12 protein-coding genes are annotated in these 12,000 nt (G+C 39.5%); 5 read left to right on the top strand and 7 right to left on the bottom strand.

Going from position 1 to position 12,000, the window contains the following annotated elements:
- Window positions 1–2: 2 nt before the first annotated feature.
- From AC2D3N_RS09750 to AC2D3N_RS09735, 4 genes are all read right to left on the bottom strand, one after another.
- Complete coding sequence (locus tag AC2D3N_RS09750; RefSeq protein ID WP_484693490.1) at window positions 3–1,799, bottom strand: EAL domain-containing response regulator; 1,797 nt, start codon at window positions 1,797–1,799, stop codon at window positions 3–5.
- A 253-nt stretch (window positions 1,800–2,052) separates the two neighbouring features.
- Window positions 2,053–3,663: a hormogonium polysaccharide biosynthesis protein HpsL gene (hpsL, locus tag AC2D3N_RS09745; protein ID WP_484693489.1), complete on the bottom strand. Its 1,611-nt coding sequence runs from the start codon at window positions 3,661–3,663 to the stop codon at window positions 2,053–2,055.
- 14 nt (window positions 3,664–3,677) lie between these two features.
- The gene (locus AC2D3N_RS09740; protein ID WP_079677044.1) at window positions 3,678–3,905 is read right to left on the bottom strand and encodes a hypothetical protein; all 228 of its coding nucleotides are present in this window, start codon (window positions 3,903–3,905) and stop codon (window positions 3,678–3,680) included.
- A gap of 5 nt (window positions 3,906–3,910) precedes the next feature.
- Window positions 3,911–4,345, bottom strand: a complete 435-nt coding sequence (locus tag AC2D3N_RS09735) for an MAPEG family protein (RefSeq protein WP_079677045.1) — start codon at window positions 4,343–4,345, stop codon at window positions 3,911–3,913.
- Window positions 4,346–4,690: 345 nt separating this feature from the next.
- Between AC2D3N_RS09735 and AC2D3N_RS09730 the strand changes: the two genes are divergently transcribed.
- Together AC2D3N_RS09730 and AC2D3N_RS09725 are read left to right on the top strand one after the other, a co-directional pair.
- Window positions 4,691–5,716: a GGDEF domain-containing protein gene (locus tag AC2D3N_RS09730; protein ID WP_484693488.1), complete on the top strand. Its 1,026-nt coding sequence runs from the start codon at window positions 4,691–4,693 to the stop codon at window positions 5,714–5,716.
- Window positions 5,717–5,885: 169 nt separating this feature from the next.
- A complete protein-coding gene (locus AC2D3N_RS09725) occupies window positions 5,886–6,248 on the top strand; it encodes a four helix bundle protein (protein WP_079677047.1) in 363 nt (120 codons plus the stop codon).
- Window positions 6,249–6,360: 112 nt separating this feature from the next.
- On the opposite strand, the gene AC2D3N_RS09720 is transcribed toward AC2D3N_RS09725, so the two are convergent.
- Window positions 6,361–6,627 carry a hypothetical protein gene (locus tag AC2D3N_RS09720; RefSeq protein WP_484693487.1) on the bottom strand — a complete coding sequence of 89 codons (267 nt, stop codon included), beginning with the start codon at window positions 6,625–6,627 and terminating at the stop codon, window positions 6,361–6,363.
- 17 nt (window positions 6,628–6,644) lie between these two features.
- On the bottom strand, window positions 6,645–8,132 hold the full coding sequence (locus AC2D3N_RS09715) for an aminotransferase-like domain-containing protein (RefSeq protein ID WP_234996594.1): 1,488 nt from the start codon (window positions 8,130–8,132) through the stop codon (window positions 6,645–6,647).
- A gap of 249 nt (window positions 8,133–8,381) precedes the next feature.
- Here AC2D3N_RS09715 and AC2D3N_RS09710 point away from each other — a divergent pair, with 249 nt between their 5' ends.
- Window positions 8,382–8,675: a hypothetical protein gene (locus AC2D3N_RS09710; protein ID WP_484693486.1), complete on the top strand. Its 294-nt coding sequence runs from the start codon at window positions 8,382–8,384 to the stop codon at window positions 8,673–8,675.
- Window positions 8,676–8,833: 158 nt separating this feature from the next.
- Here AC2D3N_RS09710 and AC2D3N_RS09705 read toward each other — a convergent pair whose 3' ends face one another.
- Window positions 8,834–9,499: an L-threonylcarbamoyladenylate synthase gene (locus AC2D3N_RS09705; RefSeq protein WP_079677049.1), complete on the bottom strand. Its 666-nt coding sequence runs from the start codon at window positions 9,497–9,499 to the stop codon at window positions 8,834–8,836.
- 68 nt (window positions 9,500–9,567) lie between these two features.
- On the opposite strand from AC2D3N_RS09705, the gene larC reads away from it, so the two are divergent.
- A complete protein-coding gene (larC, locus tag AC2D3N_RS09700) occupies window positions 9,568–10,839 on the top strand; it encodes a nickel pincer cofactor biosynthesis protein LarC (RefSeq protein ID WP_079677050.1) in 1,272 nt (423 codons plus the stop codon).
- A gap of 236 nt (window positions 10,840–11,075) precedes the next feature.
- Window positions 11,076–11,915, top strand: a complete 840-nt coding sequence (locus AC2D3N_RS09695) for a slipin family protein (RefSeq protein WP_484693485.1) — start codon at window positions 11,076–11,078, stop codon at window positions 11,913–11,915.
- Window positions 11,916–12,000 lie beyond the last annotated feature (85 nt).

Genomic DNA, 12,000 nt, shown 5'->3' with positions numbered 1-12,000 from the left:
GTTTACCACTGGGGAGTTGAGGATAAAAACTTGATCAATTGTTCTCCAGGTAGAGGTTTGGCAAAGAAATATCCCTGACCAAATCCACAGTCTAATTCCCTGAGTATTTCCAATTGATCAACTAATTCAATACCTTCAGCAACGACATTCATATTCATGGTTTTAGCCAAACTAATAATCACAGGAATTAAGCCGATATTTTCCGATTCTAGGTTCAGTCTTTGGACGAAGGATTTATCAATTTTCAGGGTATCAACGGGAAAAGAATGCAGATAACTCAGAGATGAATAACCTGTACCAAAATCATCAATACTAATTAAAATATGACGTTTTCTGAGTTCTTTGAGAATAGTAGCAACGTGCTTATGATTGTCCATAATTGCACTTTCAGTAATTTCTAGTTTTAAACAGTCGGGGGAAAGTTGACTATCCTCTAAAACTTGATCAATTTGTTCTAATAAATTGGGTTGAGCAAACTGTTTAACGGATAAATTAACACTCACAAATAAATTCGGATCTATTAAATATTGTTCTTGCCAAGTCCGCAGTTGGTGACAAGATTCTGATAAAACCCAATAGCCAATAGCCGTAATTAAACCTGTTTCTTCAGCAATGGGAATAAATAGATTCGGCGCCACTAACCCCTGTTTGGGATGGAGCCATCTAACTAATGCTTCAAACCCGGCAATTTTGCCTGTATTTAAAGAGATAATTGGTTGATAATGAACAACTAATTCCTCTTGTTCAATACCTCGACGTAAATCAGTTTCTAACTGTAATCTTTGTAAAGCTGCGGTGTGCATTGCCGGATCAAACAGATGATATTGTCCTTTGCCCAGGGCTTTGGCTCGGTACATCGCTGTATCTGCGTCTCGAAGTAAATGTTCCGGTTCGTTATAGTCACAATTCCCGATGACAATACCAATACTCGCATTAATAAAAATCTCGTGTCGTTCTAAGTTAAAGGGTTGAGAAAAACACTGTAAAATCTGATCCGCTAGTGTGGTTACATCATGAAAGTTGGGAATTTCTGTTAATAAAATCGCGAATTCATCGCCCCCCAAACGAGCTAATGTATTTTGGGGTTTAACATAACAGCTAAGACGATGAGCAATTAAAATTAGGAGTTCATCCCCGACTAAATGACCCAAGGAATCATTCACTACTTTAAAGCGATCACAATCTAAAAATAACACCGCAAACTGATAGTTCGGATCGGCTTTAGCCAGATGAATGGATCGGCGTAAATCCGTCATCAGTAAAGCTCGATTGGGTAAACCCGTCAAGGAATCATGAAGTGCCATTTCTAATAGTTGAGTGTTGGCTGCTTCTAGTTCCTGAGTCCGTTCTTTAACCCGGGCTTCTAATTCCGCATTCAAGACCCGAATCTCTAATTCTGCGGCTCGTAAAGCCAATTGATTTTGAACTCGGATTAAGACTTCTTCAAACTGAAATGGTTTAGTAATATAGTCCACCCCCCCAACTTGAAAACCTTTAACTTTATCGAGAACATCATCTAAAGCACTCAAAAAAATAATCGGAATGGTGGCGGTGTTCGCATCCGCTTTTAAGTGTTGGCAAACCTGATAACCATCCATCTCCGGCATCATAATATCTAGGAGAATTAAGTCGGGAGCAACGGTTTGGGCCGCCGTTAACGCCATTGGCCCACTCAAGGCTTTACGCACATTGTATCCCTGACGGGTCAACATTCGGGACAATAAATGGAGGTTATCAGGGGTATCATCAACGATGAGAATATCTTCCGTTTTTGTGGGATCAAGGTTATAATGATTCATTTGTCAATCAGATAAGATAGGGGATGGATTTAGGGCATAGCTAAATCACTACAGGCAGCGGATGAAAACCCATGTTGATTTTTCTTGCTAGTATGGGGTGGAGTTTCTCTGGCAGCGATAGTATCGGGTATCGTTTTTAATAATCCTTCATATCAAAATATAATCTGTGATCATAACATTTTTTTGCTATTTGACTCAAGCCCGTTGAGTTGTGATCTGATTAACATTTGTCTAAGGGTTTATCAAAACAATATTAATCAGGAATATACACCTCTGGCTGATCTTTTTTCTGCTCTTGCTGTTGAATTTTAGGTAACTTGAAAAGTACACCGACTAAAAACCAATAATAAACCGCCACCGGATCGGTATCCAGAGGATACCAGTAGGGATTATAGCTAATTAAAACAATAAAAATCCAGAAAGTAATTCCATAGCCCCACAGACTATGATCCTGTAGTTGATGATAAGATTTAAACCCTAAAACCGTAATATTAGTCACTAAGAACAAAAAAGCAGTCACTCCAAATGGCCCAATTTCATAGAACAATTTAGGATAGTAGGCTTCAATCAATCGGGTTTTTCCTAACCCGCGGGCGGAAGTTGTGGCTTCCCCTAAACCATTACCTAAAAAGCCTCGATGGGCTTTCAAACTAAAGTTAGTTTGCTTGGTTAAAAATACCGCCGGAGGATCGGCATTCCAACGTCCAATAAAGTTATCAACTCTTTCGGTCATGACTTCGGGTACGATAATCCAGGTTCCTACCACAAAAACAACCATCCCCAAAACAATCACTAAAAGCCGCTTCATTCTGGAAATGTGACTGGTGGCAACCAGCAGTAAAATCACAATCGATGGAGAGGCTAAAAGGGCTGTTCTTTGACCAGAAACAATGGCATTCAGTATCACTAAAGCCAAGGTGAATAAACCCATTAAACGCCAGCGTAATTTGGGATCACTAAAGGATGTAGCAAAACAGAAAAACGTACCCGAAACTAAAAACCAAGCCCAATGCCAGGGGGCAACAAAGGTTCCGGGTAAACGAATAAAATTTTCTGCGGGTAAATATCCTAAAGCACCTCCCACCAAACATTTTCGCTGCACATTTGCCCTTAATAATAAATGTTCGGGTAAACCCGTATTATCAGGACAGTATCCAGTAATAATTAATCCAAATTGAATTAATCCTAAGATGCAGCAAATTAAGATTAAAATTACTTGTAAGCGAGTAAAAAATTCCAGATCTTGACGATGGCGAATTAGATAATAACCACAGGTGATCAGGGGAATATATCCCATTAAAACTTTTAAGCCAAATAGTCCTACGGCAAAGGGTTGATTATCAGGGGTGGCGTGTTTTTGTAGGACACCATTAACCGCAATCAAGGTGACAATCGCAATGACAAATAAAATTAACAGAGGAATTTTAAGTTGCGGGGGATTAATCAGGGGTAACTTTTTTTTCCTTAATTCCACAACCAAACCAATTAAGGCGGGAATATACAGTCCATCCTTGGCTAAATGAAATAGAAAATGATCGTTACCCACCCAATAGGAAATCGTCCCGGCAAAGGGTAAATAAATTAAAAATGCCCATAATCCTTGGCGGGGATAGCGCCAACAAAGCACCATGATGATCACCAGCAAAGTGATCAGAATGATGGTAATTACACTCAACCCATTGGCAAATAACAACAGTCCGACTAACAGTCCTAGGGCGCTGACGATTCCCAAAAACCGCAGAAAATCCGATCTCGTAGGGGAGATATGTTCACTCTCAATCACGGAATAGGGGGTATCCTGAACTTCCGGGTCATTCTGACCCGGAAGTGATGATTTTTGGGGAGGGCTGTGGAAGTTGGACATCAGAATTTAATTAATTATTTCCAGCCTTCAGAAATTTTGACTTCCCAAAGCTCCTGTACTCGCTGTTGCTGAACAGAGGAAAGTTGTTCAAAGGCTTGCATAATCTCTAAATGGGTATGATTAATAATCAAAGCTGTCAGTTCACCCACGGTTTCAGCTTGTGATAAAGCTAATTGCAACATTTGAGTTTCCAGAGTCGTTAGGTTCAGGTTGTTTTCTGAAGGTAAAAGTGTTGCTGCCATCGGATTTAAAACCAAGGATTACAGAATATTGAAACCAGGGGTGATTTTACTGCTGAAATTAGCGAGAGAATCACTCCAACTATAGCACCACCCAAAAGGGTAAAGGTGATGAGGGAACTAATTCCAAACCCTAACCTCCGCTTTTCTGCGGCTTGGTAATATCCCCAAGCAAATAAAATCCGTCCAATTACCCAAACTCCGCCCAAAGCACCAGCCCAAATCGGACTAATCCATTCAGAGAATAACCATAAAGTTGGAAGAAATAAAACTAATTGTTCTAGGGTATTTTGTTGGACTCGTACCACGCGCTCAAAATTTTCGTCTCCGGTCATTTGAGGAGGCATAATTTTGTATTTGATTCGCGCACGTCCGACATTAATCGTCACGACCAAATACAGCACTAAGGCACAAATTGTAACTAAACTGGGCCAAATTGACATAGACACCTATTTTCTTTGATTCAGTACATTAACCTTTCCTATCCTACACCCGACTCCCAACCTCGGGGGTGAGAGAGAGGTCACACAGGTTTGTGATCAAAAATTTAGCCTCCACCCCTCAATTCCCCTAAAGATGGAGACTTCAATACTGCGGTCTTTGCCACCAGTCCATTGCCCATTTGTGATCCCAATCACTTATACACTGTGCTATCAGTCACATTTGATCTGACCTGTTCGTCACGTCGAGGGTTTCAAACTATCACAGGTTTATCCAAGCTCTATCACTGCTAGTCAAAACTAAACATTAGATACTTGGGTCAGTCCGAAGTAACAGATTAGGTCAAAATGCTGAACTTAAATATCCCAGGTTGCATACCCGCCATGAATCAAAGTCAATTAAAACCCTATATCATTGTTGTCATTGAGGAAACCAACTTATTCAATTTTAGATCATTTGTTAACTTATTGAACCAACTTAACTTAAATTTTGTGATTTCTCCCGATCCAGAAAGTGCTATTTTTCATGCTGAATATAGTAATCCTGATATTATTATCATTCCTTTTGACCCTGATCAAGCTAATGCCCAAGAAACGCATCGACAATTAAAACAGGCAAAAATCACTCAAAATGTCCCTTTATTGTGGATGAATAGTTATTCAGAAATGAACAACCAAAATCCAAGCTCTTTAGCCACAGCTTTTAATGCTTTAAATCCATTTGTAAATTTCAATAATTCCCAGGATAATTTATTGCCTGATATCACCATTAAAACCCTAAAAAACCAAGTTAAACTTCAGCAAGAATTACTAATCAAGTTACAGGCTGAAAACCAACAACTTAAGCGTTTAGCTACCTTGGATGATTTGACTCAAGTGGCGAACCGCCGTCAGTTTTATACCTATTTACAAGAACAATGGCAATCCTATGAACGGGGTTATCTTTCAATGATTTTATGTGATGTGGATTTTTTTAAGTTTTATAATGATACCTACGGTCATTTAGCCGGGGATTATTGCTTACAACGAATTGCTAATGCCATTGAAACTGCGGTAAAAAAAGTTAGGGAATCCAAACCATATTTAGTAGCTCGTTATGGTGGGGAGGAGTTTGCGGTTATTTTACCCCAAGTCGATGTCGAAAATGCTCGAAAAATTGCAGAGGCAATTCAATTTCAAATCCGTTCTCTACGGATTCCCCATCTTTCATCCCCGATTAGTTCTTTGGTTACCAATAGTTCTGGTGTTGCTTGTGCTATTCCTGGAGATCAATCCCATATCCAAGAGTTGATTAGTGCCGCAGATAAAGCCATGTACCAGGCAAAATTTCAAGGGCGTGACCAAGTTCGGGTTGCCCCCCAAATTATTGAATAAATGGGGAATGGGGAATGGGGAATAGCAGGAAAAAAATATAACAATCCTAAATAAGTTTTAATAATTTAAAGTGTCTATAAACAGGCTAAAAATATTTATCCTATTGCTCATTCCCTATTGATCATAAATTTTTAACCCTAATCAAATAGAACTACTATAGGTGTATTTTATGTCTGAAGTAAATGATTTTAAAGACTTAAGAATTTGGCAAAAAGGTATGGATATAGCTAAACAATGTTATTTTCTAACTAAGCAATTTCCCAAAGATGAGTTATATGGAATGGTTCAACAAATCAGAAGATCAGCTTCATCAATTCCGGCAAATATTTCGGAAGGATACGGTAGAAGATCATCGGTCGAATATAAACGTTTTCTCAATATTGCACAAGGCTCTATTAACGAATTACAAACCCATCTTTTTCTGGCTGAATCTGTAGGATTATGTGATAAAAAAGATATAGAATCTTTAATAAATGATCTACAATCTGAAACTAGAATGATTATTTCTCTTATTAGAACACTTGAAAAATAAATCCCTATTCCCCACTCCTTTTTTTTCCATTGCCCATTCCCTATTCCCCACTCCTTTTTTTTCCATTGCCCATTGCCCATTCCCCACTCCTTTTTTTTCCATTGCCCATTCCCTATTCCCCACTCCTTTTTTTTCCATTGCCCATTGCCCATTCCCTATTCCCCACTCCTTTTTTTTCCATTGCCCATTCCCTATTCCCCACTCCTTTTTTTCCATTGCCCATTGCCCATTCCCTATTCCCCACTCCTTTTTTTTCCATTGCCCATTCCCTATTCCCCACTCCTTTTTTTCCATTGCCCATTGCCCATTCCCTATTCCCCACTCCTTTTTTTTCCATTGCCCATTCCCTATTCCCCACTCCTTTTTTTCCATTGCCCATTGCCCATTCCCTATTCCCTAATTATTTATATTTTTAATTAAATTCCCCAAAATTTTCATCGCTTGCTCCAGTTGATCTGACCAGGGCAAACCACAGTTTAATCGAAAACAATTTTTATAGGCTCCCGATGCCGAAAACATTGAACCCGGAGCAATACTAATTTGATGTTGACAGGCTTGTTCATGTAATTCTAAAGCGTCAAAATGAGCGGGCAATTCTACCCAGAGGACATGACCCCCAGAAGGACGAGAAACTTTGGTTTCTGGGGGAAAATAATCACAAATTGCCTGGGTCATGCGCATCACCTGTTCATAATAAGCTCGTCTTAATTGGCGCAAATGTCGTTCATAGCCACCATTGGATAAAAAAGCGGCGATCGCTAACTGATTGACAGTAGCCGTAGCCATATTAGTAAATAGTTTTAATTGTTCGACCTGAGTTTGATATTGTCCTGCTACCAACCAACCCACCCGTAATCCTGGGGATAGGGTTTTACTACAGGAAGCACAATATAAAACTAATCCTTTTTGATCAAAGGCTTTAATCGCTTTCGGGCGGTTTCCTTGAAAACATAAATCCCCATAAACATCATCTTCTACTAAGGGAATATTATATGTTTCTAAAAGTGTAACTAATTGTTTTTTATGTAAATCACTCATACAAGTGCCTAAAGGATTACTAAAATTAGACACTAAGGCACAAGCGGCAATTGAACATTTTTTTAATGCCGTTTCTAAGGTGTCTAAACAGAGCCCCTCCCGTGGATGGGTAGGTAATTCCAAGGCGCGTAAATTCAGTGAGGCGATGACTTCTAATAATCCATAATAGGAGGGGGATTCAATGGCAATGGTATCCCCGGGTTGGGTGATCGCTCTCAAGGATAAATACAGGGCTTCGGTGGTGCCATTGGTAATCAAAATCTGATCCGGTGTGATCGAACATCCGGCTTCCATTAACCGACGGGCAACTTCATGCCGCAGGGGTTCACAACCGGGTAGGACATCATAGGAATGGCAGCGCTGCGGATCATTTCTCAAGGCTTGTCCGATCAAACGGTTTAGGGTAGCCAGGGGAAGCAGGGACGGATCGGCCACCGCCGCCCCGAGTTTAATGATATTTGGTTCCCGCAGGGTGCGATTAATCCGCACAGCGAGGGAGGTATCCACCTTTAAGGCTTGGTGGGGCGGGGCTGAGGGGTTGGGTTCCTCTCGATGGGATAGAACACCTGGACGGACAAAATAACCGGACTGGGGACGCACGGCAATTAATCCCCGGTCTTCTAATAAACGATAGGCTTCTAAGACCGTAGAAATACTCACGTTCATCTGTTGGTGCATTTTTCGCACGGAGGGAATGCGATCGCCCGTTTGTAAAGTGCCTTCAATAATTAAGCCTTCTATTCTATGGGCTACCTGCTCATAGAGGTTTGTACCATTTTCCGTTTCCAGGGGTCTAACTTTCATGGGGTGGGTCGGGGGGTAACAGTTGAGGGTGAGAACTAGCATAACAGTTCAGATCAATAAAACTGTTATGGTTACAATTTAGTATAACTGCATCTGTACGGGTGAGATGGAAAATATAACAATAGGAATAGAACAAGATTAGTTTTCCCTAGTGGGAATTAAGCAAGGATTAAACGGGACAGAATCAGGTTTTTTCGGGTGAAGTGTACTGAAACCAAACACCCCGGTTTGTCATCGGTGTTTGTTTAATTTTGGGATAACTCACCATCCATTTTTAGTGAGGTGAATCGGATGAAAATGAGCAAAAGTTCATCATTAGCAACGCTGCACACATCGTTGACCCTATTGCCCAGTTATCAGGATAAAGGGTTGAGTCTGGGGCAAAATATTCTTCATAGTCTCCAAAGTATTACAGCAATATTTGTGAATGCTTTTGCTTCACCAACTGAACCTAAAATCTGGCAAAAAAAAGATGCTGAGGGAAATATAATCTGGCAGACTTATGATCCGGTTACGGGTGATCAAGCTCGCTTTGATACGGAGCAGGAAGTTAGAATTTGGTTAGAAAAACGTTATAATTCATAAGAAAATAAAACTACCTAAATCCTCCTTAAAAGGGGGATTTTTGGTGTGATCATTTTAATTAAACCACGAAAACAAAAAGAAGTAAGTAAGGGCGGGTTCTGTTAGATATTTGTTAATCACCGCGCATCTCGATTAACCCGCCCCTACAACTGCTATAATTATTCTTGAAACCATTCTTCTACTTCTTCCCAGCCTTGACCTTTTCTAATAATAATAGGTTGATCAGTGGTTAAATCAATAATGGTTGAAACATGATATCCTGGGTCTGAGGTATCATCCACAATAATATCGACTAACTTGCCTAAACTATCATATAATCTGGCTTTATCAACTTCATGTTCTATGGGTAAAGCAATCGGAGCTTGACCTTCTTCTTCTGTGGTAATATGGGCAGAAGTTGAAATAATGGGATTGCCTAAAGTTTTAAGAATGGACAAACAACCTTGATGATTAGGAACCCGAATACCCGTGGTTTTTCGTTTAGGAGACATGACTAATTTAGGAACTAATTTAGTCGTGGGTAATAAGAAAGTGTATGTCCCGGGGACTAATCGCTTAATTAAACGATAAGCGGAGTCACTCACAATGGCATAATCTGTAATATTAGATAGGGAAGAACACAGGAAAGTTAGGGGTTTATCATTGGAGAGTTGTTTGATGCGTCGGACTCGTTCAATGGCTGACTTCACCGTCAAATCACAACCAATAGCATAGACTGTATCCGTCGGATATAGCATCACCGCCCCATCCTTGAGGTCGTCTTTGATTTTTTCCAGGATGCGTTCTTGGGGGTTTTGGGGATGAATTTCGTATAGAATTGCCATAGTAATATGTTGTATTTTAGAAAACAAATTTTATATCGATTTCAAGACTAGCAGACTAACGACAAATTATGGCTAAGATTGGTTATTTCCAATGTCCGACAGGAATTTCTGGCGATATGTGTCTAGGAGCATTAGTCCACGCGGGTGTTCCCCTGGACTATTTAAAAGAAAAGTTAGAGTTACTGGGAATTGGGGCAGAATATGAGTTAAAAGCCGAACCTGTGCGTCGCCAAGGGCAGTTAGCCACAAAAGTTTCTGTTAATTTAACTCAACAAAACTCCGATGATCATGATGATGATCATGATCATGAACATCATCATCATTCTAGTGCCACCCGGCATTTATCACAAATTGAAGCAATCATTATACAAGCTAAATTGCCTCAACAGGTGGAAATTTGGAGTTTAGCTATTTTTCGCAAGTTAGCCCAAGCAGAAGCCGCAGTCCATGGTATGAACGTTGAAGAAGTGCATTTTCATGAAGTCGGAGCGACGGATGCAATTGTGGATATTGTCGGGACTTGTTTGGGTTTAGATTGGTTAAATATTGAACAATTTTATTGTTCAACATTACCGACTGGAGGAGGAACAGTTTGGGCGGCTCATGGTCAATTACCTGTTCCGGCTCCGGCGGTTTTAAAGTTATTTGAAATGGGGAAAGTTCCGGTTTATAGTAATGGAATTGAACGGGAATTGGTGACACCAACGGGGGCGGCAATTGCAGTTACTTTAGCTCAAGGTTTTGGAGAACCTCCGGCTTTATCGATTCAAACTATTGGATTAGGTGCAGGGTCTAGGGATTTACCGATTCCTAATATTTTAAGACTATGGGTGGGCGAACAACATCAATCTCTGGATTCCGATATTTTTTCAACGGTTAATACAGAAATTCAAACGATTGCAGAAACTATTTCTGTACTACAAACTCAAATTGATGATTTAAGTCCTCAAGTGATTGCTTATACTTTTGAATTGTTATTTCAAGCGGGAGCTATTGATGTTTTTAGTCAACCAATTACCATGAAAAAATCCCGTTTAGGCGTATTATTGACGGTAATTTGTCATCCCGAACACCGTCAAGTTTGTGAAGCTATATTATTTCGAGAAACTACAACATTAGGCATTCGTCATACACTACAAAATCGGAGTATTTTGAAACGGGATATTCAAACAGTTGAAACTCAATATGGTGCAGTTAGAGTTAAAGTGGGTTTTTCAGGTAAAAAGATCACGAATGTTCAACCGGAATATGAAGACTGTGCAAAACTAGCTAAACAGCATAAAGTTAGTTGGTTAGAAGTTCATAGATTAGCATTACAAAGTTGGTATGGTTTACCTTAAAGATAGGGAATGGGCTTTTTCAGTTACCAGTTATCAGTTGTAGGGGCGGGTTCTTTTAGATCTTTGTTAATCACCTAAATCTCGATAAACCCGCCCGTACCAGAAATTAGTCATTAGTTATTAGTTATTAGTTCTGAGATTCAGCAAAAAAAATTACCAAACTGAAGTATGATTATATCATATAAATCAGATCGCTTAATTATCTAGCTGGGAATCTATAAAAGAATATTAAGAAATTGGGCTTAACTTCTGGCACTATTTATAATGGAGTTAAGATTGGAGATCAAAAAACCATGAATTATGTCTTTGGCTCTTTCTTTATTCTATTAGCTTATTTAACAATTTCAGGGTTTAAATTAGATCGAGAATATCAACGGGGAGTGATTTTCAGATTAGGACGAATTCAAGCAATTAAAGGGCCGGGTTTATATTGGATTATTCCGGCAATTGATCAAAAAGTTCAAGTGGATATTAGAACCAAAACCGTTGATATAGAACCGCAAGAAACGATTACATCTGATAGTGTAACTATTCGAGTGAATGCAGTTCTTTATTACCGTTTAATTGATCCTTCCAAGGCAATTGTTAAGGTAGAAAGTTATGAAAAAGCAGTTTATCAAGCTGCCTTAACGACCCTACGAAATGTCATAGGTCAAAGTAGTCTTGATGATGTTTTACAAAATCGAGATAAAATTAATCAGAAAATTCAAGAACTCGTGGATGAAATGACTGAATCCTGGGGAGTTGTGATTGAAAGAGTGGAAATGAAAGATGTTGAAATTCCTACTTCTATGCAACGAGCTATGGCAAAAGTAGCAGAAGCACTTCGAGAAAAACGTTCCCGTTTAATTAAAGCGGAAGCGGAACAAGAAGCCTCAATTAAGTTAGCAGAAGCCTCTCAATTAATTATGGCAAATCCTGCTGCATTGGAGTTAAGACGGTTACAAATGCTCTCGGAAATTGGGATAGAAAATAACACCACAACTATTGTGGTGCTTCCCTCTGATATACTACCATTTGTTCAAAATTTGAGTGTTCCACACCAACAAAAACCTCCTCTACCCCCGAAAGTATAATCGCAAGTATGGGGTCTAGTCTTCAACTTTAACCCTCTTAAGGGTTTGGAGACCAAACCCTTAAAGTGATTTTAGGATTAATTAT

It is taken from the genome of Planktothrix sp. PLAVEN19ND, from assembly GCF_057220675.1.
Note: the sequence above shows the minus strand (reverse complement) of the source record. Positions and strands in the feature narration are given on the sequence as shown.